The sequence below is a fragment of the Erysipelothrix aquatica genome (genome assembly GCF_009828775.2).
GTDB classification, from domain to species: domain Bacteria; phylum Bacillota_I; class Bacilli_A; order Erysipelotrichales; family Erysipelotrichaceae; genus Erysipelothrix; species Erysipelothrix aquatica.
Map to the genome: position 1 here is coordinate 1 of NZ_WTSY02000016.1, position 24,932 is coordinate 24,932.

Below are 24,932 nucleotides of genomic sequence, written 5' to 3' on the forward strand. Positions count from 1 at the left end.
ATATGGAAATACATAGAATGGATAGTAGAGATATTGAGAGAGTTGCGGAAGCAATTCATAACCTTTCAGAATTAGGAAGAATAAATCTTGATGAGTTTATTAAGTGTTGCCATACCATTTCTCCATAACTGTAGGTACTGTAGTCAAAGTCTGTTATCTCAATAAGTTCTTTCTTAACCATATACTTTCTCAGTGCTTCCGAACATTTCTCTTTCTCTTGACGTTCGAACTCTAAATCAACCTCAATCAAAAATTCATTACTTCCACCGTAATCATTAAGCAATTCATCCCTTTTCTCGATATCATCAATCTGGTTAATCTTAATCAAATCATCAAAGGATAAATTGACTGCTTTTCAGCGTTCTCATTTTTTAACTTCAGGATTTCCTTTCTCTCTAATTTTTCTTTTTGAGAACCCTGTCTTAACACGTATTTCCTCATCACTCATCCTTAAGCCAAGACATTGCTGTAGACCTTTCGCTTGTTCAAGTGGCGTTAAGTCCTGACGTTGAATGTTTTCTACGAGCATAGTCATAAGTTGAGTTTTCTCGTCCATTCCCACTACCATGCAAGGTAGTTCCACCAGACCAGCCAATTTACTTGCATCTAATATTCTATGACCAATAATAACTGTATACATTTCATCATCTCCAGGTACTACAGTTAAGTTCTGGAGAACACCTTGGGATTTGATGCTATCAACTAATTCACTAATGTCGCTTATTTCTGTTCTTGGATTTTGTGGGTGTCCGTTTAAGTTTTGAATTTTAATATTTTAAATCATTTCCTCTTCCTCTTTCTTCTAATTGTCCTGCGTATCTAATTACTTCAGCTCCCATTAATTCTTCATAATAGTCTTTTGATTTATCTACATCGATGGCTATTGGAGTGAACAGAATCCACTCATCTTCTGGAATAGTCATTTGCGACGTTTGAAACGTTCCTACAGTACCTTTTTTGAAATATAGTTGATCCTCCAGCAATATCCCTAATGGCTTACCGATCTTACGTTCATGTTCTACAACATCGGTATAGTTCATAATTTAATCCTCTTCCTTATCAATGTATTTTCCTGTTACACCTAAATAGCATATATACAAAATGCTAAAAAATAGTGGGTAGAAGATGTAGCTCATGACCACACCTCCCTTTTATAAACTTGTAATAAGTTGCTACATAATTCTACAAAGTCTTCATCAGTTACTGTTTCTTCTTGATGCAATCGTTCCAATGCAACAATGCAAGTTACTTCACCAAACACAAGTTCTTGTTCATTGTAAGTTAGGTCACTATATCCAGTGACTTCATTTTTTAGAATGCTAATTAAGTCATTTAAGTATTGCGCGTACTTTTGTCCATTACCTCTTACGTAATCTCTCTCACCATATATCTGTAGAGCATATACATCATCAAAGAATTTATTTGTCAGATTGACCCACAATTTCTTATTCCTACTACTTGAACTTTCTCTGTACATTTTTGTACCTCCTCAACCTTTCGGCCCTTAATCTTTTACCCATTAACTTTTTTGAGACTGTATTAAGCTTTTTGACTTTTGTTTTTGTCATTGTTTAATTGTAAAAGAACGTTTATGTCCAGCTACTCTCATGTTCTTAAACGAGAATACTCAAGGGTTGCTTATCAACTCGCGATGCCCTTGAGTACTAACGCGAACATTATTGTATAAAGTACAAACGTTCCAATTATATAATGAAGAACATTTTGCTGTTCGCAAATTGCTTCAGCGTTTTTTTGTAGAATTGTTAGACAAGTCAAAAAAATGTGTGATGTTAACAAAGCAATCGAAGACAATTCATTTCTTCGATGCTAAGAGGAAGATTATTAATAAGTCGTGTTTTTCTATTCATTAATAATACTCTCTATTTGTCGAAATCACTCAAGGCTTTCAGTTAGATATTCTGCTCCTAAGTCTCACATCAAAATCTAAAAAAGTTTTTAATCATCAAATTACCAATCAACAACTATCAGCGATCGCAAAACTGAAGAAACATAATTAGCCATTGATCACAGGGTAAGACGTGGGTAACGCTAAGATGTAAACAAAGCGTTCTATGAAGAAGATGTTTTAATATTTTTGGTTTCTCAGTTTAATGCGAGCCGCTAATAAAAAAACGCTTGTAGCAGCGTTTTATCTACCTCAAGCGTTAGTTCATGTTTTTTTGGTGGAGTCGGCGAGAGTCGAACTCGCGTCCAGAAAGTGTCCCACATCTCAACGTCTACAGTTTAGTCTCGTGTAAATAATCAAGGCAAGGACATAAGACCAACCATTAACCTTGATGCGCTCTTAGATTTTCGTGTGGTACACCGAGCAATGCAACACCTTATCCTTTGTAGGTTGTTAGATACTATTTGCCCAAAGGCTAAAACGCATAGTATCTGGCTGCAGCGTTAAACGCTAATTAAGCAGCGAATTGTAAACTGTTGTTTCCAGTTATAAGTTTTTTGGCCTTTAGGTAGCCACACCACTGCAATTGAGATCAAACGAAATCCTGTCGAAACCATGACGACCCCGTAGAGCTATTATATCATGAGATAATAGAGCACACAATTAAGTATGCATATCGAGCTGAAAAACCTTAAAGTTTTTCAGTATAATTGGCAAAACTATCTAGAATGGCTTGCCATCCCGCTTGCTGAAAGGCAGCAGGGTTTGTCGCTTCAGGGTCAAATGTTTGAGTTACAGTAGTAGAGTCGTAGTTTTCAGAAAAGATGACCGAAACCTCACGTCCATCATCCAAAATGTAGTCAATACGTGAGAGTGGGATTATGGCAGTATATGTCCCGCAAAAGTCAAAACCCATACTTCCATCTTTTGCTTCCATTCGTGACAATAATTGTCCACCAACAGTTAGATTATTCGAGGCACGGACAGTATGCCAGTCTTCGGATGCTTGGTTCCATTTCATAATGTGCTGTGGATCATTCCAAACCTCCCAAACAAGGTCAATAGGTTGATTAATCCGAGTTGTAATTGAAATTTTTTCCATAAAGATCCTCCTATATTTACATTCTAGCACTATACGAAGAAAGAAGACTTGCATAGTGCACTGTATCCAATAAAAAAACTCCCATCATAGGAGTTTTTGTTTATTGTTTATCTTTGTTAATGGTTGCGCGTACCGCTTTACGGACAGTATCTTCAAAATGATTGGCGTCGAGTGAACGGACACCTTCAATCGTTGTACCACCAGGTGAGCAAACACGCTCTGTTAAAATCTGAGCATCGACTCCACTAACACGTAAGTAGTTTGCGCTTCCGGATACAGCGTGGCTGGCAATACTTAATGCGTCGTCGTAAGCAAACCCCTCTTGCATCGCTTCACTAACCATTGCATCAATAAACTTAAATACAAATGCGGGTGAACTTCCTGCAAGACCGATAAAGCCACTCATCTGCGATTCGTGGATGAGCACGGTTGAACCCAAATTATCAAACATTTCGCGAACATATGTTGCAACTTGACTGTCAACATTATCAGAGGCAGTAATGGCAGTGATGCCTTGTTGGATGGCAACATTTAAATTAGGCATTGCGCGAATCACAGGAATATCGCCAACTTGCTTTTGAATTTTCTCAATCGTAAGTTTTGCTGCGATAGACACGATGGTTTTGCCTCGTAAATAGGGCCCTATTTCTTCAAAAATGGCATTGAACATTTCTGGTTTGACCGACATCACAATAATATCTGATTCGATAACCAACATATGGTGATTGGCAGCAGGGGTAACGTTCAGTTTATTTGCTTTAAACAGCGTATCATCATGCGTTCGTGCGCTAATAATGATATCTTCCTTGTTCGGCATTCCGTGAATGATTGCCTGTGCCATGTTTCCAATTCCAATAAATCCTATTTTCATGATATCACTCCTTTATTTCATTGTGTTCCGAATACAAATAAAAAGCAAGATATCTTGCTTTTTATTTTCGCTTCATTGAAAGGTTCTTGGTTTACCAAGGTTTGGAATGTCGTTAAACGCTACAACCCTTCATTCCTATATCTATTATGCACTTATTTGTTCGAGAATGAAAGTAAAGTGATAACCAATATCATCGAGTGATTAAAAAAAAGACTTACACCTCTAGGGTGTAAGTCTAAAAATAACTAATTTTTAGAATATTTGCGTCGTTTCGCAATGATTAAAGCACAGAATCCCATTAAGGTTAGTGCAGAACCAGAGAAGAGAACAGTATTAGAAACACCAGTTTGTGGGAGTGTTTCAGATGGTTTCTTCGGTTCTTTGCTTTCGCCAAGAACAATTGGTTCTTCATCATTTTCAAATGCAATATTAATTGATTCAAATTCGCCGGCATAAGTTTCAGGAATTTCGATGGTAATGATTTCCTTCGAAAGTACATAACCTTGCGGTGCAATCGTTTCGCGTAAGCTGTAGGTTCCAGGAGCCAAGTCTTCAAAGTGCGCAACACCATCAACAGTTGTTACTGTTGCGACAGGATTTAAAGATGCATCCAATAACTCAAATGTAGCTTCGCCAATAATATTTCCTTTAGGATCAACTTTAGTAACTGTTAATGACCCTTGGTAATTGATATGGTGTGCAACGACAAGAGATGGTTCACCAGCCAATTCAGATTCAATTGTGAATGCTGTTGGAATAGTGTTAATCATAAAGCCGTTTGGTGCTGTTACTTCAACGAATGTATAAGCTCCAGGGGCAAGATTAGAAACTAAGATCGTACCTTGTGCATCCGTCGTATATGTATCGCCGATTTGTTGCTTATCTGCATCGTAAAGTTTATAAACAGCATTCTGAAGACGGTTGCCATGAGCGTCTTCTTTGATTAGTGAAACAGATCCTTTGTAGTTGATATGGTGTGTAACGACTGGGGTTGGTTCACCGTTGGTTTCAGCTTGAATGGTAAATTCAGCAGGAACGGTATTGATAATATATCCGTTAGGTGCTGCGACTTCTACAAATTGATAGGTTCCTGGTGCGAGGTCAGAAACAGCAATTAAGCCTGTTTCATCCGTAACATAGGTATCGCCAATTTGCTTCATTGTAGCGTCGTAGAGTTTATATGTTGCGCCTTCAAGTGCATGGCCGCTTGCATCTTGTTTGACTAATGCAGCAGAGCCTTTGTAGTTGATATGAGATGTTTCTACACGTGTTGGTGCGCCAATTGCTTCAGCATCAATCACAAAAGTGATAGGTGTTGTATTAATGACATAACCTTTAGGTGCTGATATTTCCACGAATGAATAAGTACCTGGAGCTAAGTTTTCGACAGTGATCAAGCCATTGATATCTGTCGTATACGTATTCCCGATTTGCTTCATTGTCTCATCAAAGAGTTTGTAACTTGCACCCTCGAGGACATCCCCGTTTGCATTTTGTTTTGTTAATGAAACGGATCCTTGGTAGTTTACATGTCGTGCAATTGTATTTGTTAAGTTATCCACTGCTTCATCCATAACCGTGAATGAAACAGGTGTTGTGTTAATGAGGTAGCCTTGTGGTGCTTGAATTTCCACGAATGAATACGAACCAGGAGCTAAGTCTGCAACGGAAATAATACCATTGATGTCCGTTGTATACGTATCCCCAATTTGGGTGTTCGTTGCATCGAAGAGTTTATAAACTGCACCTTCAAGAACAGTACCACTTGGACTTTCCTTAATTAAAGAAACCGTTCCTTTATAGTTAACGTGAGTTACTGTTGTTTCTGTTTGGTTTCCGACGGCTTCAGAAGCAACTGTAAAGCTTGCTGGAACTGAATTGAGTAGGTAACCATGTGGTGCAACTATTTCTACAAATGAATAGTTACCGGGAGCTAAGTTTCCAACAGAAATCATGCCATTGATATCCGTTGTGTACGTATCGCCAATTTGGTTGTTATTGGCATCGTAGAGTTTGTAGATTGCTCCGGCTAAGACGTTGCCATCTTTATTTTCCTTTGTGAGTGTAACAGAACCTTTGTAATTGATATGGTGAGCTGTGATAGCGATGGGTGTATCAATCGCTTCAGAAGCAATGGTAAAGGTTGCTGGTTCGGTGTTAATAAGGTAACCATGCGGTGCACTTACTTCAATGAATTCGTAAATGCCAGGCGCTAAATTTTCAACAGAAATCAAGCCATTGATATCCGTTGTGTAAGTGTCTCCAATTTGTTTGTTGTTTGAATCATAAAGTTTATAAACAGCGCCTTCGAGGACATCGCCATTTACGTTTTCTTTTGTGAATGAAACGGATCCTTGATAGTTTACATGTTTTACGACCGTATTTGTAAGGTTGCCCTCAGCCTGAGCCATAATTGTGAAGACAGCTGGTGTTGTATTCACAAGATAGCCATGCGGAGCTGTAATCTCTACAAATGAGTATGTACCAGGAGTTAAATCAGATACAGAGATAATACCATTAATATCAGTTGTATATGTATCTCCAATTTGGTTGTTGCTCGAATCGTAGAGTTTGTAGACAGCACCTTCAAGGGTTTGACCTGTTGGAGCTTCTTTTATGAGTGAAACTGAGCCTTTGTAGTTGATATGGTTTGTAACGACTGGGGTTGGTTCACCGGTAGCACTTGGTGCGATTGTAAAGGTAACAGGAATTGTATTTAAGAGATAACCATTTGGTGCAACTACTTCTACAAATGAATAAGTACCTGGAGCTAAGTTTGGAACTGAAATCAAGCCATTGATATCCGTTGTGTACGTATCTCCAATTTGGTTGTTAGATGCATCGTAGAGTTTATAGACGGCACCTTCTAGGACGTCACTGTTCGCATTGTGTTTTGTTAATGTAACGGATCCTTGGTAGTTGATTCGTGAATCAAGTTCAACTTCAAGTGGTGCGTGAAGGTCGACAACAACGGGTGTAATTGTATTATCAAGAACATAGCCAGGTGCTGCTTGAGTCTCTTTTAAATAATAGTTACCAACAGCAACATTTTCAAAGGATACACGTCCGTGTGTATTTGATGTTGCTTCGTAGACTTGTTGTGTTGCGCTCGCATCGGTAAATAATCCGAATGTTGCACCACTTAGTGTATTGCCAAGAACGTCTGTTTTCGTAAAGTTTAGTTTCGCTTTGTGGTTAATAACATTGACGGTGGTGAGACCGTTATTGTTGACGCTGACTGTTACAGGGATGTATGCATCATTGTGGATAAATCCATTAGGAGCTTGTGTTTCTTTAAGATAATATGTAACGCCATCTTCAAGTAAGTTATTACGATCTGCTGCAACTCCTGAAGCAGGATTAATATCGTTTGTAAAGACGATACGGCCTTGTGCATCAGATGTTTGTGCGGAACGGAATAAAGTATAACCTTTACTTTCAGAATAGGTATACAGTTCGAATGTTGCGCCGGCAAGTGCAGTACCATCCACAGATGCTTTTAGAACTTCGATGGATAGTGGATAATTAACAACTGTTTCGTGCTTTTTACGTTCTGCTTCAGTATTTGCTGAGAGTACGATGTCACGGGGTGCAATTGAAACATATCCAGGATATGGCGCAACTTCTTCAATACGATATTTTCCAGGGTAGAGGCCTTTAAACGCAAGCTTTCCATCCTTATCGGTTGATGCTTCACGGATTGTTCGTCCGTTAGGTGTGATTAATTTAAATTGAATATTTTCAAGAGGGTCGCCACCATTGAGGGGTTTTCCATTCTTGTCAGTAATATTGCTTTCTGATATTTTGAAAATTTCGAGTTCGAGATTCACAACACCAGAACTACCGCTTCCATATGTATAGGAATTGTGGCTGGAGTCCGTTACAGTTTTTGAGCCACTGTCTGTGATGATTCCTTCCATCGATACATTATTTGTCCATTCAACACGACCTTCAGAAACAATGGATTCTGTTTGGTATGTGACTTTGAATGATGCGTATTCATTTCCTTTGGTTACGGGTATTTCGAGTTTAAATCCTTGTCTGTGGGGTTCATTAATAGGCCCATCTAAAACTGTCTTACCATCGGTAGCATAGTTTAGATAGGTTACAGAGTATTGGTTGGGTTCAAGAAGCTCAGCTTGTTCTGGAAGTTCTCGTCCCGTACTGTCGTAAACGACTTTATAAACATTCAATGTTTCAGGAAGATAGAGGTGTGTGTCATTCAATAAATCCTGAACTTGGATAGTTTCTTGTAACTTTGAACGTCGTTGGTTGATGTCAATTTGCCATGGAATTTTGACATTTCCAGACGCATCGATATCAATCGCTCCTGGACTGGACTTCACAACGTGATGTCCATCAGAGACTTTGACTTTCGCAGTAATTTCGGTGGGGTAGTCATCGTAGGTTACCTGAGCGGTATTGATGACTTCTTGGGGTGCTTCTACATCTTTAATATCGGTTTCGAATATAATTGCGATACGTTGGTCGGAACCTAATGCCTTTAGGTTAGCGCCATCGATTCGAACAGTTAGTGTTGTTGTTCGTGATTCGGTTTGGTCTTCGTTGATTGTTTTAGCGATATCGACAGTGGGGGTGATCGAAAGATCTTTGGTGATATCGTCGCCTAAAACCGTACGACCATTTGAGTCAACCGTATAACGGAAGAATTTAAGTGATTCAGGATGGTAAACTTGATTGTTTTGAAGCACATCAGTGAATACAATAGCATCTTTTACCGGACGGTTGTTGAAGTTGAGATAGTTTTCCCATTTGATTATTTTCTTCGGATCGTTGAAATCAAAATGACCACGTTTCTCACCATTGTGTGAAACTGTTGTTTTGATTGAGTCAGAAACGCGTGTTGTATCAATTAAGGTTGTGCTGCCATTTGATAATTCGACAGCGGCATTATTTGCAATACCGATTGATTCACTTGTTTCAAACTTACGAGCGTCAAACTTCGTTGTGTAGGTGAGCACATAACGTTGTTTGGTTGGCTTGTTTGGGTTAATCTCGAATGAGAATCCAGTTACATTGTCACCAGTTTTACTAAATGTTAGCGAGCTGTGCGTCGTGGTTGATACAGGGACACCGTCAAGTTTAAGTGAGTCAGTATCAATCGAGAAGATGTTATGGGTTCCTTGTAGCATATCACTCACAAGAATCTTATCGTGAAGATATTCTTTATTGTTAATTTCGACGGTCCATGTCATTGTCTCTGTTGCATAATCAATCACTGGTCTTGATTTCGAAATAATTCGACCATAGTATCCAGCACCGGTTCCGCCACCACTACCAATGATTGTATCACCTGTTTTACCAATAATTTGGTTGGTGACATTGCCATCAGGTTGGGTTGTTACGTTGTCACTGTTTCCTTTTTCGGGAAGTGTCACAATCGTATCGTAAGTAATATCTACACGTTCTGATGAATTGCTTAGGTAGGTTAGCTCGAAGTGGGGGTTCTTACTGCTATTGTTCAATTCAAAACTAAAACGTGTTGTAGTATCTGCCCCCGTAAATGTATATTTATTCGGGTTTGTACTATCTTGTTTTAAATCAGCTAGAGTATACGTTTTTGTTCCAACTTTAAATTTGAAGCTGGATGAATCATAAGTACTTGCAATGCCTGAAAGTGTATCTTTAAAGACTGTGCCAGTTTTTAAAGTGACTTTATGAGGATTTATCGCAACTGCCCATGAATCTCTTCCGGAATTTTCAACACCTGCTGTATGCTCTTTAGTTACTTTTTCAGGAAGTGTATATTTGAATGATGCTGAATCTTCTGTTTTAGATCCAGGTTTGATTCCTTCACCCGTAAGTTTGGCATGGTTGATGAGTGTTTCGAACTCTTTGCTTTGGTCAATCGATGCGTCATCAGTTTTGGTAGTAACATGAATTCGATATGGTTTATCGATATCGCCTAAGCTAATCTCGACATTTCGTCCTGTTTGAGACGCTACATCAAGAGGTGTTGTTGTATTCGAAACGGGTTCTAATGATAAATTGCCGTTTTTTAAGATTGGTTTTAATTCGGTTTTTGTCACAGATACTAATGAACTATGTTCGGGGAGTGTTTCAAGAAGCTTAGCATTGGTAATTGATGTACTACTACGGTTTATATCAATTTCCCAAGTGATTGTTTGGCCATTTGCTTCAGCTGAAAGTACTTTTTTGGTAACATCGTCTTTCACATCCAAACGCGGATTTAAGGTTAAGACTTTTTCATCGGTATAGGGAATGGTAATGTCGAAGGGAACATTTAAATCAACATTATTAAGATCTGCTCGTAAATTTAAATTGAGTTTTCCTTCTGGTAAACCACTCGATGTTGATCCTGAATTGAGTGCTTCGTTGAATGTAAAGCGTACTTTACCATTTTCAATTTTATACGTTCCAAATTCAGTTATAAACAGATTTGCAGTACTTGCAAAATGTTTGGGTAATTCAAACTCGAGATAATCGTGCGGTAAGACAGGGTCATCAGAGTTCGCAATTGCTTCATCAATTTTCCAATTGATTTTGAAACTAAGGACATCGCCATTTTCAATGTTTAGAGGTTGATCAAAATCAGTGATTTCTTGACTGTCTCGATAGGTGAGCTCACCATTATTGTCGATAACATTCTCTTTCTTAGTATGTAATAACGTCAGCATTGGCGCGGTACCTGGTAAGATTGCTTTTGACCAATCTTTAGGCTCACGTTGGGAACGTGATGCAGCTTGCTGAGGTTTCACGGATTCAGTCGATGTTTCAGTTGCATTTTGAACTGCATCGCCATCGGTAGAAATCTCACCCTTCTGTGGTTGGGGTGTATCCACAGCAGGATCTAAATCTATATTTGATGTATTGTTTGTGTTTGCATCATGACTAGTTTCAGAAAGAACTGTGGGGGCGATTTCGTGGGTTGTTTTATCCTCAGCAAGTACGGATACTTGAGAGAATGCGACAAGTAGCGCTAAGGCTAGCGCCAGAAATCTATTCTTCTTCATTTGTATTTTCTCCTTTAGACACAAGGCTCATTATATCTAATTGATGGATGCAAAAGTAGTAATGTGTCTCGTTTCCACAGTCAAAAATGTGTTATTCATACATAATGTAAGGAAATAAACATATTAAATGGGGTAACGCAGAAAAAGATCCGGGGGCGGATCTTTTTAGCTTAATACATGTCAGATGTCGAAGACGTTCTGTACTAAGTCATATAAATGGTGGGGTAAAACGTCATCTTTCGATGATAGTATTAGTCTACACCACTTTAGGAAGCGTTGTGCATTAATGTCCTAAACAACAATTATGACGTTCCCAATGATTAGTAATTGTTTTTGTTACGTGTCCATCGGACAACTTTTGTATAGTCGTCGATTAGCACGTATAACGTATTCGGTTCTGTTTTTAATGGATGCCCATACACACCCGATTCGTAACGACTACGTACGTTATGGTTCGGTTGCGTTGGAGAAATCTCTTCAATTCCGGTAACCGTAAACTTATAGTCTTTGATATTGGTTACATAAACAGAAGGGGGTTCTAAATGATTCATCGTATCTAAAGAATCAAGGGTTAGAATACTTTGCCCAGAAAACTTAGAAACAATGTTTTCGATAATGTTCAGCATTGGCATTTGATGGAGATAGTGGTCAAATTGGTCATAAATGACGGTATTTCCCAACATCAGTTCCACGAAGCTAATCGACATTGATAAGACATGTGTTAATCCTGCTGGAAGTTCATTCGCAGGAACACTTACGATACCTAAATCTGTTCGTTTGGAAACAACAAGGTCGTATTGCCATAAATTAGGCTCGATTTCAATGAAGGTATAGTCCACAGAATCAACCAATGGAAAAATACTTTTGATCGTATTATTTAATACGGGTAAAGAACTTAGAATAAACTGTTTCAACTCAATATCTGCACGCCCACCGAAAACTGAAATATTGGAATTCCAGACAAAGTTATGGAAGTCTAATTGCATATAATGGTTTGGAATTACAACACGCATATGCGCAATGTATTCAATGAAGTCAGAAAGTGTTGATTTAAAGACAATGTCTTTGTGTTCGTAACAAATATAATTAAGAATGGATAACATTGTATACTCGCCAAATGATTTTTTGTGGAAAGCATTGATGGTATCAATATCGCGGACTAAGACCATACTGCGGCCAAAAACAATACCGGAGCGATCAGCTTTATAGATAATGTTTTCTTTATTGTTGACACGTTTCATGAGCGACTCTTGAATGAGATTATGACTGTTGTCAAATTGTACTGTATATACAAATATTTGGTTTTTAATGGAGACTTCGAAGGCTAAGACCATGTCTTCACATGCTAGTTTTCGATAGTGTTTTGCAACTTCTCGCTTTAAGTCAAATGGATCTACTTTGGGTGTATGTCGGAAGTGCGTACGGGTCCGGTAAATATCATTGACACGATATCCATCGGTGAGCCGTCTTAGAAATCCAAAAGCTAGAAGAAACGACGTCTTACCACTTGAATTTTCTCCAAATACACTGACTTGTTGTTTGAACGATCCACGCTTGTTTTTCAAAGAAACGGTCGTTTCATCGAAACAACGGAAGTTTTTTAAATAGACAGAACCAAACATTTCATCACCTCACATACGAGTATGATACCAATTCTCAAAAGAAAACGCACGACATTTATCATGTCTATGCGTCTAAATCGTATTCAAGCTGTTTATCTAAATCTGGCGGTACTGGTGCAAAGCGATGCATGATTGGAACTAAGACTGCCGCAACAATTCCAACAGAGAATCCTGTGTTATATAGATTCATACCTGCATGCATCTGTCCTGAGTTCAAGGCTACTGAGGAATTGATGTAACTTGCAAGGATTCCCCAACCCCAACCAAAATGTCCGGCAATCGGAGCAAGCGCTGTTCCGAACAATGCAGCAAAGACAATCGTTGGTGTATCTAACGTCCAGTTTTGGGTCAAACTTCCCAACACAACACCAACTAAAATAGGCCCAATATTACGGGCATGTTTCCCCAACCCAGAAAATCCGACAACGGTAAGAATAGCGCCAATGTAAGGACCATTCAAACCTGCTTTGGCTATAAATAGGACATAACCCATCACAATAAAACCGTTAATGGCCATATTAATGAGAACTGTAGAAAGGCCGTACATTTTGAGATAGTCATGGTCCAGATAACCTGGTTCCTTTAACAGTTGACGGTAGTTTTTAAATGAAAATCCATCAAGATAAAACCCATACATAAACATCGCTAGTAAGAGTACTGAGAGTGATAATGCGTAAGGCAACGTGTTGCCTGTATCAAGAATTAAACGCTTTACCGGCTCATAACCATACGACTTCATAATGGATACATATAAAGTGGCCAATATTCCAATCGAAAATCCAGTGTTATAAAGGTTAAATCCTTCATGAACTTTAAATAGATGACGAGATACTGGTTTAATAATAAAACCTGCGGAGATCCCAACAATCATGCTCAGTGATAAGCGCATCGATAAGGGGGCTGGAATATAAAACAACAATTCTGTGACAATCGGTGCAAAGCTCGTAGCTAGTAGCGAAATGTGGACAATGTCACAATAGCGCTCTTTTGTTATCTTAGAATAAAGGTAGGTACCAAGCAAAATCGGTAAGACATTGAAGATGTTTTTTCCAAAAAAGGCAAAACTTCCCATTAAGTAGACTGAAGCAATCGCTGTACCATTAATTTCTGCTCCCGAGTATTGAATCATCCAAACAGCAAGTAATGATATCAGCCCTACATTAAGCAAACTGGCTCCCAACCCTCCAATTGCAATGTAATCTGTGATAAGAATGTCTTGAGTCTGAATAATTGCGATAATACCATTAAAAAGCTCCGTAGGCGAAGCTATCAAAACCGCAAGTACTATCGGTAAAATACTTGAGAATAATAAGAAATTCAGGGTATGGCGTTTCATAAATCACTTCCTTTTCTATATTCTACATAATATTGCAATACGCTTACAATTCATAAACCCTAAAAAAACAATAGAGACAGTAAAAATAACTGAAAAAAACCAGAAAGTGAGTGATCTTTCTGGTTTCGTGATTATTATTCTTCGTGTTTTTCGTCACCATCATCAATGAGTGAGCGTATATCGAGCATTTTTTGATCTGTTTCGGCAATCGTATTGGCACAGTCCATTAATGCTTCAGCGACACTTTCTAAATGCTTGTGTGATTTCTTGTAGCGAATTTCATGTTCAAGACTTGCCCAAAAATCCATCGCTATCGTGCGGATTTGGATTTCGACGCGGACATATTCTTTCCCTGATGAGAGAAAGACCGGAACTTCAACAATCATGTGTAAGCTGCGGTATCCATTATCTTTAGGATGGGTGATATAGTCTTTGACTTCGATAATTCGAATATCGTCTTGTTTCTGAATCATTTCAGCAAGTGCAAAAATATCATCGATGTAAGAACAAATAACACGAACGCCAGCAACGTCGTTGAGGTTTTCGCGAACCGATTCGACGTTCACAGGTTTTTCGTCACGGATAAGCTTATCTACAATACTTTGTGGACGCTTGACGCGTGATTTAATGGCCGAGATGGGATTGCGTTGTGATACAAAACCTAATTCTTTATCTAAAATATTTAATTTGGTTGTGATTTCGTCAACGGCGCATTCGTAGAGCAACATCATTTCGCGAAAGCGTTTGGCTTGTTGAAGAAAGAGTGACGGGATATTAAAACGTTGGTCACGGTTAATTATGATTTCTTGTAAAGTCTGTTGTGTCATAGTAAAACTCCTTATACCAATATTGTACCAAATAGGTATAAATAAAAAAGGGCGAGAGCCCTTATTTTACAATAACTTCATATTCTGGTTCGTAACCATCTGCACGCATTTTGATGTTAACTTCTTTATCGTTAAAGAACCACTCATCAAATTGTTCGACGTAGAAATTTACGCCCTCTTCCGTGATAAGCATAAGTGGGTTGGTAGGCTCCTCTTTAGCAATCGCGAATGAAAATCCACCATGTGGACCGTATACTTTACCGAAGAATTTGATGCTATCGCCAGGAACTAATCCCATTTCTTCGATATACCATTTTGCGGCCTCGTTTGTAATTGTTAGTTTCATATCAATCTCTCCTAATTTCTAATATCATCATAGCATATTAATCAATTATACGGGTTTAAAGTGCACAGGAGGTACACTAACGATACGATTGCATAATTCCTTTAAAGAGACTTGCAGTTGAAGGTGGTGTGTAGGTAATCGCATTGGCACCGGCTTCAATTGTTTCTTGAATAGACGCTTCAGTTGGACCACCGGTTGCAATAATTGGAACATCCGGATAAGACGCACGAATGTGACGGACAATTTCTGGAGTCTTTGAGGCAGCAGACACATTTAAGATTGCTGCACCAGCATTAATCCGTGCTGAGATATCTGTATCAATATCGGTAATGGTGATAATGATGGGAATCTCAAGACTCTGTTTTGCAAGACGGATAATGGTATTCGAGGTCGGTGCGTTCACGACAACACCGTGTGCTCCTTGACGCTCTGCATCCATAGCGAGTCCAATGACCCGAGGTCCACGAGTGGTACCACCACCAACGCCAGAAAAGACGGGTTTGTCTGACGAAGCAACAATTGCATCCGTAATAATCGGTTGCGGTGTAAACGGATAAACTGCCATGACCGCATCAGCATTGCAATTACGGATAATGGCGATATCCGTTGTGAAAACGAGCGACTTAATAACACGGCCGAACACACGAATGCCGCTTGCTGTATCAATAATATCAGGAACACGGAGAATGTGCTTTCTTAAATTACCATTATATTCTGGAATATTTTTCATAATAGGCTCCACTTCTAAATAAGACGTTTTTCGAAACCACCATCAACCTTAAGGTTTTTGGTAACAATCACAAATGCACTTGGATCATGGTGCCGAATTAAGCGTTTAATATCACTCAACTCAGATTGTGCAACAATCGTAACAAAGACATCCATGCTCGTTCCTGTATAGGCTCCGAAACCTTCCCAGTGTGTAACACCGCGGTGAATCTCAGAGATAACATGTGCTTTAATATCTTTGTTTTTTGTAAAGACCATGACACTGGCTTCCAAGTTATGTTCATGGAAACGATCAAGGCCCCACGAAAACACAAAGGAATATACCAACGAATAAATTGCAGTCTGAACATCGTAAACAACGAGACAGATTAAGTATATAATACTATTAATAATTAAGTAGATTTTACCAAGACTTCCCTTTTTTTTCTGGGAATAGTAGAATCCGATAACATCTAAACCACCACTGGATGCTTTTGCCCGAAAGGCAAGAGATGCACCAAATGATCCTATAATTCCTGCTAATACAATCGCAATAAAGACATCCTCCACTAATGGCGATTTTGGAATGGGTATTAACGTCAGCGCTACAGTTTGTGTTATAATACTGAGTAAACTTAATTGAACGAATTTAGGGGATAAACGACTCCAAGCAAAGATAAAAATTGGAATGTTAAGACCTAAATTGATGAGGCCAAAGATATCGAATGATGGATGAATATTGAATGTATTCATAATCCCATCACGAAGCAACTGGGCTATACCTGTTATCCCACCATTATAAATGGAGGCAGGAATCAAAAATAAGTTAACGGACATTGCAAATAAACATGATCCTACAATGACATAGGAAATTCTCTTAATATTGTTCATGTCCTTATTATAACAATCAAAGCGACGAATGTCTTTACGCGAGGTTAAAAATGACATATCAAATTCGAAAAGCAACCGACACAGATCGCGAAGCGATTGTGGAAATGTATCGAAATGCTTCAGCGATGCTGAAGAAAGCGGGTATTGATCAGTGGCAAGATGGGTATCCTAATATAGAAACACTGACACAGGATATTGATGCTGGAACATCATTTGTTTATGTTGAGGATGAGACCGTTCTGGCGAGCGGTATGGTCTCCACAATGGGAGAGTCGACATATGCAACAATCCATGGTGCTTGGGGTTATGATGCACCGTATGCGGTCATTCACCGCTTTGTCGTTTCATCAACGCATCAACGCGGTGGACTTGGAAGTCAATTTCTCCAAGCAATCGAAACAGAAATTGGGATTCCGTATTATCGGATTGATACGCACGTTCAAAATAGAAAGATGCGTAGTTTCTTAGAACGTAACGGTTATATCGAACGTGGGGAAATAACCCTTCTAAATGGCAGTAAACGCATCGCATACGACAAGTTAATCGTGAAATGATGTCACTGCATAAAAAATAGTGTAAAATATACAATGAAAACACAAGGAAAGAGGCGCTTATGGTACTATTCAACAATCAAACAGCATCTGTTAAACATCGCTTTACGATGTCCATCATTGCTGGTGTGATTTCGGCAGTGCTTTTAGGGGTGGTTAGTGGTTACTTCAGACAATATGTCTTTAACCATGCGATCGTTCTTACAGGTGTGGGCTTACTAATCGCAATGCTAATCAATCGCGTTGGGCGAGGCATTCAATTAAAATTCGCAATTGTAGCGGTATTATCAACATTACTTGCAATTATCCTTTCTGATATTATTTCAGAGTTTGGAATTTTAGGACTCATCAACATGGAATCCATCCGTTTAACATTTAGTTCAATGTTAAAAGAAAGTATTTCATCAGTTTTATGGTTTTTATACCGTGCGTTGGCACTGTATGTATCTTATATATATTCGAGGGTTGTTTAATGGGATTTAGAGAAACATGGGCAGAAATAGATTTGGATAAACTGGAACGTAATTATAAACGGATCCAAGCTTATACAAATACAGAAGTATTTGGCGTAGTGAAGGCTAATGCATACGGTCACGGTGATATTGTTATTGCGCGCGAACTGGAAGCGTTAGGGACACCTTTTTTATGCGTATCCTCCTTCGATGAGGCACTTCGACTCCAAGAAGCGGGAATTACCCAAGATATCCTTATCTTTAGCTATGTTTCTGCGGCGGTGATTCAGAAACATCATCATCCGCAATTTGTGTATACTGTTCCATCTGAAGCATGGTATGCATCAATCCATGCATTAAATATGCAACTTCGATTACATATCGAAGTAAACACGGGGATGAACCGCTATGGTATTAAGAATGCAGCAGTCATTCGTGATATCGTTGCAAACCATGACGTTGAAGGAATTTATATGCACTTTCAAAGTCCTGAAAATCTTGAGATAGGGCGCCGTCAACTGCAAACGTTTGAAACGATTGTGACCTCTTTAGAGAAAACGATCAAATGGATTCATGTAGGCAATGCGCCAACTGCGCTGATTGCAGATAAAGCATGGATTAATGGATCACGTTTGGGGATTGCGTTGTACGGATATCGCGTTGATATGCCTGATTTGGAACCCATCCTTACACTCAATGCATCCGTAACTCATTTGGATCATATCCAAGCAGGGGAAACGGTGGGGTATGACTATACCTACACTGCATCAGTGGACGAGATGTTCGCAACGATGCCTATTGGGTATGCGGATGGCTTTGACGTTCGTAATCATAGCGTTCCTGTTTCCATCAACAATCACACGTATCCAATCATTGGTAAAGTGTGCATGGATCAGACAATGATTCGCGTTGATGAATCGGTAAAGTTTGGGGATACTATTCAGTTACTTGGTCCCAACCGAACTGCAAAAATGATTCATGAAGCGACAGGGATTATGCCATACATTCAACTTTCAACATTAAGTGATCGGATTGAACGGCGCTATCTTCGTAATCAACACGTTGTCTTCGTTAACGTGCGTTAAACAAGTGTTTATAGGCTAACTCAGGTTTGACTACAAACACTTTTTTCAAAAAAACAACAATAGGGGGCTTATGATGAAAAAAAGAACAAGAAGTATCTGGATTTACATGGTCGGTTTTTATGTTGGTGCTGCGATGCTAGCAGCACTGTTACCATTCAATGCTGACATGAGCGCATTCTTAGGTACAATTATTGCAGGTTCGGTATTTTTGGTTTTCGGCGGATACGAGCTGTATATGCGCCTTTTCCAGGATCCACTGTCGTTTTCAGTCTATGAACATATTGAAGATGGCTCAAACTTTAGTTTGGGCCGGGCGGCCCTCACAATCTTACAGCTATTCCTTTTTGAGATTGTACTCAGTGCCATGTTTGTAACGATATCAATGGCGGCTGGCGGAACTGAAAATATCGGCTTGTATTCGCAAATTGTGATGGGTTTAATCAGCATATACTATTTGGTGTACAAGATGCGGGTGGTTATTTATGAATCATGGCAAAACTTTAAAAATAGTGATAAGAAATACCGATATGTTTTCATGGGCTTAGGGCTTGTATATCTAGGTAATATTGTGACCGCAATGATTACCCAAGCAATGGGCGTTACGGAATCAACAGTCAACCAACAAATGGTTGAAACAATCATCCGTTCCGTACCTATCTATGGTTTCTTCATGGTTGTACTTCAAGCACCAATCGTTGAAGAGATTACATATCGTGGTATTTATTTCCGCCAAATATATGGTAAACATAAAATTCTTGCCTATATTGTGACGGGTGTCATCTTTGGTTTGCTTCATATTATCCCAGGACTTCTTGCAGGTGTAAAAGTTGAATGGATTATGTCGCTGAGTTATATATGGGCTGGACTGGTGATGGCATGGGTTTATGCTAAAACAGACAGTATGGTTTATAGTATTCTGCTTCACGCATTGATGAATGGTATTTCATTCTGTGTGTTGATTGCAATGTAGATAAGAGGGTTTAAACATGGATCGCGTTACTTTTTATAATTATATGTCGACGGCAGGATATTTAATTTTCATGGCATGTATTGCTGTCATGATATCCGCATACGGTGATCGTCTTAAAGGCAAGGATGAAAAAGATGAAGCGTTATTAAAACGCTCAAAGATTAAATTTATCGTTGCACCCATCGTAATGATTGGATATGTCGTTTTATTATTTGCAATTTTTGCATAAGAAAAGCTTGCCTCATCACTGAAGCAAGCTTTTTTCTATTCGTTGGAAATGGCTTCCGTATTTTGAACATCCACATTTGAAATGTCATCAAAGCGTTTGGTGATTTTCTCGGTGGTAATATCGAGTTGTTTGAAATCGGAATGGAGTGTGTCCATGTGTCGTGATAAGTTGTTCCAACGGTTCCGATAGCGATCGAATTCAACGGATAGTTTCCGCAAGTGGTCGTGGATTTCAGCTGCGTACTTCTCACGTTCAAGGTTAATGAGAATTGTTTGAATGGTGGTCAAGGTGCTCATCAGTGTTGTTGGTGAAGCAAGCCAGACCCGTCGTTTTTGAGAATAGTCAATAATATCTTCGTGATATGCATTGATGGTCGCAAAGATTGCTTCTGCAGGGACGAACATAATAGCTTGGTTGGAGGTTTCGTTAGGAATGATATATTTGTTGGCAATTGCATCAATATGTGCCTTCACATCACTCACAAATGTTTTGGTGGCAAGCGTGCGGGCCTCGGGGCTAATATTTACGTCGACCATCCGGCGGTAGTTTTCTAACGGAAATTTTGAATCAATCGCAAGTGTTCCTAAAGGTTCAGGTGCAAACAAGACAGCATCAGATCGTGAACCTGTAGAGAAGGTATACTGAAGTTGGTAAATTTTGTCGTTTTTCTCGCCAAAGATTGATGCGAGAATGTGGGCAAGTTGCACTTCACCAAAAGCACCGCGTGTCTTTTTATCAGTAAGAACATTTTGTAACGAGACAATTTCAAATGAAAGAGCATCGATTTTCTTTTGTGCCTCATCAATTTTGCTAAGTCGCTCAACAATGTTCGTGAAGGTTTGATTGGTCTTTTTAAATCCTTCTTCAAGACTTTCAGACATCCGTCGATCCATGAGCATTAATCGTTTTTCAACAGACTCTTGGAGCTTATCGAATTGAGTTCCCATGGTAGCTGAGGTGCGGTCATGAAATTGTATTAAACTTGAAGTGATTGTCCGCTCAAACTCGACATTTCTCTGATTCAAATCATTTATCTTTGTGTCCAAACGATCCGTTAGATTATTGAAATTACGATTGAGAAGCTCCTGTTGGTTCTGTGTATTATCAGTTTTAATATAGCTACGGATTAGGAGTAAGAGCATTCCCAATGCAATTAAAATGAGTAATACAAGTTCAAGTGTAAGTGTCATAGTTTCACATCCTTTTTGTAATTGTATCATAGAAGATGCGGTATAATTAAAAGCAGAGGTGATAAACATGACAAAAATTGGAATTGCATTATCGGGGGGCGGTATTCGTGCATTTTCTCAACTTCCGATACTAGCAGCCTTACATCGTGAAGGTGTTGAAATCGATGCGATATCCGGAACGTCAATGGGTTCTGTTATTGCGGCATTGTATGCCAGTGGTGTAGACATTGAAACGGTTAAAGATGTGGCTTTAGAATTGGAGAAGGAAATTCAAGATAAGAAGATTATGAGTCGTCCATCCATGAAGCTCCTGCCATTTTCAAAAGACAAACTGGTAGGTGGTCTTGTCGACGGTCAAGACTTAGAAGATGTGCTGGATGTCTATCTAGAGAAACTTGGACTCCATATGATTCAAGACGCGAAAATTCCACTTGCAATTAATGCTGTTGATATTATCACTGGACGAACGATAATGTTTGTGTCTCATCCGGAACTTTATCAAAATTCCGATCCCGAAACGCTTGTAATTGATAACATCAAGCTTTCAACGGCTGTACGAGCATCGTGTTCGTTCCCGTTCGTCATTGCGGCAACGCCGTTTGAAGATATGATGCTTGTCGATGGTGGCGTTCGTCAGAATTTGCCCCTTGTTCCGATTAAGGACTACGGTGTTGATCGCACTATAGCGATTACGATGCATTCGAATGAACCCTTCAAAGATTTCGATTCAATGATTGGATTAGGGACTCGTGTCATGGATATTATGCGGATTGAAGCAGATCAATTAGTACAAAAACAAGCCGATGTACATATCAATATTCCCCTTGATAAAGTTGGTATCTTTGAGATCGGTCGTGGGCAATTTACGATGATTCAAGGTGCTCGCGTGATACGATATCACATGGACGATATTCGCAAACTTACGAAGAAAGAATCGTGGTTTGATCGTTTAAAAAGGAGATGATGTATCATGCTTTATCAAACTTTAAATAATGGGGTTTCTATTCCGGTTCTTGGTTTGGGAACCTATAAATTAACTGGTGAAGATGGGCTAGCCGCAATTATGCATGCCATTCAGACGGGTTATCGCCATATCGACACAGCATCTTATTACGACAATGAATTCATAATTGGAACCGCAGTTAAAAATAGTGGTGTCCCGCGCTCAGAGTTCTTCTTGACCTCCAAAGTGTGGGAAACAGATCAAGGTTACGATGCAACACTGCAAGCGTTTGAACGCACACTTGCAAATCTACAAACAGATTATCTTGATTTGTACCTGATTCATTGGCCTCATCCACTCTCGAAGGCAACATGGCGTGCATTGGAGCATTTATACAAACAAGGTAAGGTCAAGGCAATTGGTGTTTCTAACTTTAGTAATCACCAACTTGAAGTTTTAATGGAAGATGCGGTTGTTATGCCGATGGTCAACCAGTTGGAACGGCATCCGTATATGATTCAAGCTGAAGCGTATGCTTATAATTACGACCATGGCATTATCATGGAAGCATGGCGTCCTTTGTTGCGCGGTGCGTTGGAAGAAGAACCGATTCTTGTTGCGTTATCACAGAAGTATGGAAAGTCTGTTTCGCAAATCGTGTTGCGATGGCAAATTCAAACAGGATTTGTCGTCTTTCCGAAATCAGCAAACGTTCATCGTCAAGCCGAAAACTTTGATGTCTTTGATTTTGAATTAGCGCCAACAGAGTGTGACGAAATTTCGTCGCTCCACAAAGAAAATTCACCAGAGAGTGACATAATCATTGGAAGATAGGGATCATAGGATTCCTATCTTTTTTTTGTTCGGAATGCTGAAGAAAAATCAAATCGGCAATTCATTAATGCAAAAATTAATGGTTCATACATAGTGAGGGTTAAACTATCATACCCATGAAGTAAATACTTTGTGAAGTTGAATAATTAATGGTTCGCACTTCAAAAGCAAAAGATCGTGTGATACAATCTACATATAGTGATAATCATTATCAATATCAATTATGAGAGAAGGTAGATGTATGAATTATATTAAAGAATTTTGGGATACGATTACATGTGGAATACTCCTAGTACTAGGATTCGTAACCAACAGTCCTGTATTTTTTGTGTTAGCGATTGTAATCGGGGGATACAAACAAACACTTGAAGGGATTCAAGATACACTAGAAAATAAACATTTAAACGTTGAACTGTTGATGATTTTATCCGCATTAGGGGCCTGCTTGATCGGTTATTACTCCGAAGGTGCGGTACTGATTTTTATTTTTGCGGTATCGGGTGCTCTTGAAGCAATGACATTGGATCAGAGCAAACGTGAAATCAATTCGCTAATGGCGATGCAACCAGAAACGGCGCAACAATTACTCGAAGATGGAAGTACACGTACGGTTCAAGTAGAAACGCTTAAAATTGGCGATAAAGTCATTGTTGCTCGTGGTGCAGGTGTGCCGATTGATGGAAAAATTGTAAGCGGAGAAACCGCACTCGAAGAAGCGGCGATTACAGGAGAATCAGTTCCTCGTAATAAAACAGTTGGAGATCGTGTATTCGGTGGAACATTGAATGTGTCGAGTCCAATTACGATTGAAGTCGACGAAGAACCAGGGAATACAATGCTTCAGAAAATCGTTAAAATGGTTGATGATGCGCAAAATTATCCGTCAAAAACAGCTCGTTTCATTGATAAAATTGAAAGTTATTATGCTGCAGGGGTTTTAGTGGTTGTTGCATTGTTTATTGCAATTCCGACATTGTTGATGAATGTGCCGTTTGAAGCTGCCTTTTATCGAGGCATGATTTTACTCGTCGTTGCTTCACCATGTGCATTGATTGCCTCGGTCACACCAGCAACCCTTGCTGCAATCTCAAATGGTGCAAAACATGGTATTTTAGTTAAGGGAGGTATTCATTTCGAAAATCTCATGGACTTAAAAGCGATTGCTTTTGATAAGACTGGAACGTTAACAGAAGGCGAAATGCGCGTCACAGATGTTCATCTAAACGATGAAATGTTACGTGGCATCGTCGTTGCGTTAGAGCGTCATTCGACCCACCCACTTGCACAAGCTATCGTCAAAGAAATGCATACAGGCGCTGTTGATGTACAGGATATTGAGGAACTTCCAGGTTTTGGAGTTCGCGGATCATTTCAGGGCAAACAGTACAAAGTTGGGCGTAATGAATCGACAGAACCTCTTAACGAAACAATGACTGCTTTAGAAGCCGCTTGGATGGCGGAAGGGAAAACGTTAGTCTATATTCAAGAAGGAACAACAATTGTTGGTATTATCGGATTAATAGATACTTTGCGTCCAGATGCAATCGCATTAATTTCTTGGTTGAACGCACAAAATATTCAAACCGTCATGATTACCGGTGATAACCAAGAAACTGCAAACAAGATAGCAGAAGCGGTAGGAGTCCAACGTGTTATAGCGCGAACACTTCCAAACCAAAAAGCAGATATTATCAATGCTTTAATTGAGGAATATGGTGATGTTGCGATGGTTGGTGATGGGATTAATGATGCGCCAGCTCTTGCGAATGCAACGATTGGAATTGCGATGGGTGGTGGAACTGACATTGCGATTGAGGCTGCAGATATCATTCTTGTTCACAATAACATCGAGAACATTCGCTACGCATATACCTTGTCACAACGACTCCGTCGTATTGTTATTCAAAATATTGTTTTCTCGTTTAGTGTGATATTACTGCTTGTGTCAGCTAACTTTATGGGCGATATTTCATTGCCGCTTGGCGTCGTTGGGCACGAAGGAAGCACAATCCTTGTTATCCTTAACAGCTTGCGTTTGTTGAAACCATTAATGATGAAAGATACTGTAAAATAG

General features: G+C 39.3%; 21 protein-coding genes and 1 other RNA gene. 8 read left to right on the forward strand and 14 right to left on the reverse strand.

The window, feature by feature from the left end; all coding sequences use genetic code 11:
• Window positions 1-364: 364 nt before the first annotated feature.
• From GVV20_RS05800 to GVV20_RS05860, 13 genes are all read right to left on the reverse strand, one after another.
• On the reverse strand, window positions 365-772 hold the full coding sequence (locus tag GVV20_RS05800; RefSeq protein WP_159740582.1) for a ParB/RepB/Spo0J family partition protein: 408 nt from the start codon (window positions 770-772) through the stop codon (window positions 365-367).
• Window positions 768-1,040, reverse strand: coding sequence for a hypothetical protein (locus GVV20_RS05805; RefSeq protein WP_159740569.1), 273 nt, complete (start codon window positions 1,038-1,040; stop codon window positions 768-770). Before GVV20_RS05805 ends, GVV20_RS05800 begins: the two co-directional genes overlap by 5 nt.
• Window positions 1,041-1,132: 92 nt before the next feature.
• Window positions 1,133-1,477: a hypothetical protein gene (locus GVV20_RS05810; protein ID WP_159740568.1), complete on the reverse strand. Its 345-nt coding sequence runs from the start codon at window positions 1,475-1,477 to the stop codon at window positions 1,133-1,135.
• A gap of 704 nt (window positions 1,478-2,181) precedes the next feature.
• Window positions 2,182-2,532, reverse strand: a transfer-messenger RNA (tmRNA) gene (gene ssrA, locus GVV20_RS05815).
• 65 nt (window positions 2,533-2,597) lie between these two features.
• Window positions 2,598-3,008 (reverse strand): SRPBCC family protein, encoded by a 411-nt coding sequence (locus GVV20_RS05820; protein ID WP_159740567.1) that lies wholly within the window; start codon window positions 3,006-3,008, stop codon window positions 2,598-2,600.
• Between the two features lie 100 nt (window positions 3,009-3,108).
• Entirely contained in the window at window positions 3,109-3,879 is a 771-nt protein-coding gene (gene proC, locus GVV20_RS05825; RefSeq protein WP_159740566.1) for a pyrroline-5-carboxylate reductase, read from the reverse strand.
• Window positions 3,880-4,124: 245 nt separating this feature from the next.
• Window positions 4,125-10,874 (reverse strand): SpaA isopeptide-forming pilin-related protein, encoded by a 6,750-nt coding sequence (locus GVV20_RS05830; protein ID WP_159740565.1) that lies wholly within the window; start codon window positions 10,872-10,874, stop codon window positions 4,125-4,127.
• 320 nt (window positions 10,875-11,194) lie between these two features.
• A complete protein-coding gene (locus tag GVV20_RS05835; RefSeq protein WP_159740564.1) occupies window positions 11,195-12,496 on the reverse strand; it encodes an ATP-binding protein in 1,302 nt (433 codons plus the stop codon).
• A gap of 64 nt (window positions 12,497-12,560) precedes the next feature.
• A complete protein-coding gene (locus GVV20_RS05840) occupies window positions 12,561-13,832 on the reverse strand; it encodes a DUF1576 domain-containing protein (protein ID WP_159740563.1) in 1,272 nt (423 codons plus the stop codon).
• Between the two features lie 134 nt (window positions 13,833-13,966).
• Window positions 13,967-14,659: a GTP pyrophosphokinase gene (locus GVV20_RS05845; protein ID WP_159740562.1), complete on the reverse strand. Its 693-nt coding sequence runs from the start codon at window positions 14,657-14,659 to the stop codon at window positions 13,967-13,969.
• A gap of 61 nt (window positions 14,660-14,720) precedes the next feature.
• Window positions 14,721-15,005, reverse strand: a complete 285-nt coding sequence (locus tag GVV20_RS05850; protein ID WP_159634638.1) for a HesB/YadR/YfhF family protein — start codon at window positions 15,003-15,005, stop codon at window positions 14,721-14,723.
• Between the two features lie 76 nt (window positions 15,006-15,081).
• Window positions 15,082-15,735 carry a hydrolase gene (locus tag GVV20_RS05855; RefSeq protein ID WP_159740561.1) on the reverse strand — a complete coding sequence of 218 codons (654 nt, stop codon included), beginning with the start codon at window positions 15,733-15,735 and terminating at the stop codon, window positions 15,082-15,084.
• 14 nt (window positions 15,736-15,749) lie between these two features.
• On the reverse strand, window positions 15,750-16,604 hold the full coding sequence (locus tag GVV20_RS05860) for a YitT family protein (protein WP_159740560.1): 855 nt from the start codon (window positions 16,602-16,604) through the stop codon (window positions 15,750-15,752).
• A gap of 50 nt (window positions 16,605-16,654) precedes the next feature.
• On the opposite strand from GVV20_RS05860, the gene GVV20_RS05865 reads away from it, so the two are divergent.
• From GVV20_RS05865 to GVV20_RS05885, 5 genes are all read left to right on the forward strand, one after another.
• On the forward strand, window positions 16,655-17,158 hold the full coding sequence (locus GVV20_RS05865) for a GNAT family N-acetyltransferase (RefSeq protein ID WP_159740559.1): 504 nt from the start codon (window positions 16,655-16,657) through the stop codon (window positions 17,156-17,158).
• A 59-nt stretch (window positions 17,159-17,217) separates the two neighbouring features.
• Window positions 17,218-17,628, forward strand: a complete 411-nt coding sequence (locus GVV20_RS05870) for a hypothetical protein (protein WP_159740558.1) — start codon at window positions 17,218-17,220, stop codon at window positions 17,626-17,628.
• Entirely contained in the window at window positions 17,628-18,692 is a 1,065-nt protein-coding gene (gene alr, locus GVV20_RS05875; RefSeq protein WP_159740557.1) for an alanine racemase, read from the forward strand. Before GVV20_RS05870 ends, alr begins: the two co-directional genes overlap by 1 nt.
• A 73-nt stretch (window positions 18,693-18,765) precedes the next feature.
• Window positions 18,766-19,662 (forward strand): CPBP family intramembrane glutamic endopeptidase, encoded by an 897-nt coding sequence (locus tag GVV20_RS05880; protein WP_159740556.1) that lies wholly within the window; start codon window positions 18,766-18,768, stop codon window positions 19,660-19,662.
• Window positions 19,663-19,678: 16 nt separating this feature from the next.
• On the forward strand, window positions 19,679-19,891 hold the full coding sequence (locus GVV20_RS05885) for a hypothetical protein (RefSeq protein ID WP_159740555.1): 213 nt from the start codon (window positions 19,679-19,681) through the stop codon (window positions 19,889-19,891).
• Window positions 19,892-19,926: 35 nt separating this feature from the next.
• On the opposite strand, the gene GVV20_RS05890 is transcribed toward GVV20_RS05885, so the two are convergent.
• Window positions 19,927-21,081: a DNA recombination protein RmuC gene (locus tag GVV20_RS05890; RefSeq protein ID WP_159740554.1), complete on the reverse strand. Its 1,155-nt coding sequence runs from the start codon at window positions 21,079-21,081 to the stop codon at window positions 19,927-19,929.
• A gap of 67 nt (window positions 21,082-21,148) precedes the next feature.
• Here GVV20_RS05890 and GVV20_RS05895 point away from each other — a divergent pair, with 67 nt between their 5' ends.
• The 3 genes from GVV20_RS05895 (at window position 21,149) to GVV20_RS05905 (ending at window position 24,932) form a co-directional block, all read left to right on the forward strand.
• Window positions 21,149-22,045 carry a patatin-like phospholipase family protein gene (locus GVV20_RS05895; RefSeq protein WP_159740553.1) on the forward strand — a complete coding sequence of 299 codons (897 nt, stop codon included), beginning with the start codon at window positions 21,149-21,151 and terminating at the stop codon, window positions 22,043-22,045.
• 6 nt (window positions 22,046-22,051) lie between these two features.
• Window positions 22,052-22,858, forward strand: a complete 807-nt coding sequence (locus GVV20_RS05900; RefSeq protein ID WP_159740552.1) for an aldo/keto reductase — start codon at window positions 22,052-22,054, stop codon at window positions 22,856-22,858.
• Between the two features lie 241 nt (window positions 22,859-23,099).
• Window positions 23,100-24,932, forward strand: coding sequence for a heavy metal translocating P-type ATPase (locus GVV20_RS05905; protein ID WP_159740551.1), 1,833 nt, complete (start codon window positions 23,100-23,102; stop codon window positions 24,930-24,932).

Bases quoted from the DNA above. Each gene is read 5' to 3' on its own strand.
- GVV20_RS05835 (WP_159740564.1), bottom strand. From the start codon at position 12,496: ATGTTTGGTTCTGTCTATTTAAAAAACTTCCGTTGTTTCGATGAAACG.
- GVV20_RS05885 (WP_159740555.1), top strand. From the start codon at position 19,679: ATGGATCGCGTTACTTTTTATAATTATATGTCGACGGCAGGATATTTA.
- GVV20_RS05850 (WP_159634638.1), bottom strand. From the start codon at position 15,005: ATGAAACTAACAATTACAAACGAGGCCGCAAAATGGTATATCGAAGAA.
- GVV20_RS05900 (WP_159740552.1), top strand. From the start codon at position 22,052: ATGCTTTATCAAACTTTAAATAATGGGGTTTCTATTCCGGTTCTTGGT.
- GVV20_RS05860 (WP_159740560.1), bottom strand. From the start codon at position 16,604: ATGAACAATATTAAGAGAATTTCCTATGTCATTGTAGGATCATGTTTA.
- GVV20_RS05810 (WP_159740568.1), bottom strand. From the start codon at position 1,477: ATGTACAGAGAAAGTTCAAGTAGTAGGAATAAGAAATTGTGGGTCAAT.
- GVV20_RS05855 (WP_159740561.1), bottom strand. From the start codon at position 15,735: ATGAAAAATATTCCAGAATATAATGGTAATTTAAGAAAGCACATTCTC.
- GVV20_RS05820 (WP_159740567.1), bottom strand. From the start codon at position 3,008: ATGGAAAAAATTTCAATTACAACTCGGATTAATCAACCTATTGACCTT.
- GVV20_RS05890 (WP_159740554.1), bottom strand. From the start codon at position 21,081: ATGACACTTACACTTGAACTTGTATTACTCATTTTAATTGCATTGGGA.
- alr (WP_159740557.1), top strand. From the start codon at position 17,628: ATGGGATTTAGAGAAACATGGGCAGAAATAGATTTGGATAAACTGGAA.
- GVV20_RS05830 (WP_159740565.1), bottom strand. From the start codon at position 10,874: ATGAAGAAGAATAGATTTCTGGCGCTAGCCTTAGCGCTACTTGTCGCA.
- GVV20_RS05870 (WP_159740558.1), top strand. From the start codon at position 17,218: ATGGTACTATTCAACAATCAAACAGCATCTGTTAAACATCGCTTTACG.
- GVV20_RS05805 (WP_159740569.1), bottom strand. From the start codon at position 1,040: ATGAACTATACCGATGTTGTAGAACATGAACGTAAGATCGGTAAGCCA.
- proC (WP_159740566.1), bottom strand. From the start codon at position 3,879: ATGAAAATAGGATTTATTGGAATTGGAAACATGGCACAGGCAATCATT.
- GVV20_RS05840 (WP_159740563.1), bottom strand. From the start codon at position 13,832: ATGAAACGCCATACCCTGAATTTCTTATTATTCTCAAGTATTTTACCG.
- GVV20_RS05880 (WP_159740556.1), top strand. From the start codon at position 18,766: ATGAAAAAAAGAACAAGAAGTATCTGGATTTACATGGTCGGTTTTTAT.
- GVV20_RS05905 (WP_159740551.1), top strand. From the start codon at position 23,100: ATGAATTATATTAAAGAATTTTGGGATACGATTACATGTGGAATACTC.
- GVV20_RS05865 (WP_159740559.1), top strand. From the start codon at position 16,655: ATGACATATCAAATTCGAAAAGCAACCGACACAGATCGCGAAGCGATT.
- GVV20_RS05895 (WP_159740553.1), top strand. From the start codon at position 21,149: ATGACAAAAATTGGAATTGCATTATCGGGGGGCGGTATTCGTGCATTT.
- GVV20_RS05845 (WP_159740562.1), bottom strand. From the start codon at position 14,659: ATGACACAACAGACTTTACAAGAAATCATAATTAACCGTGACCAACGT.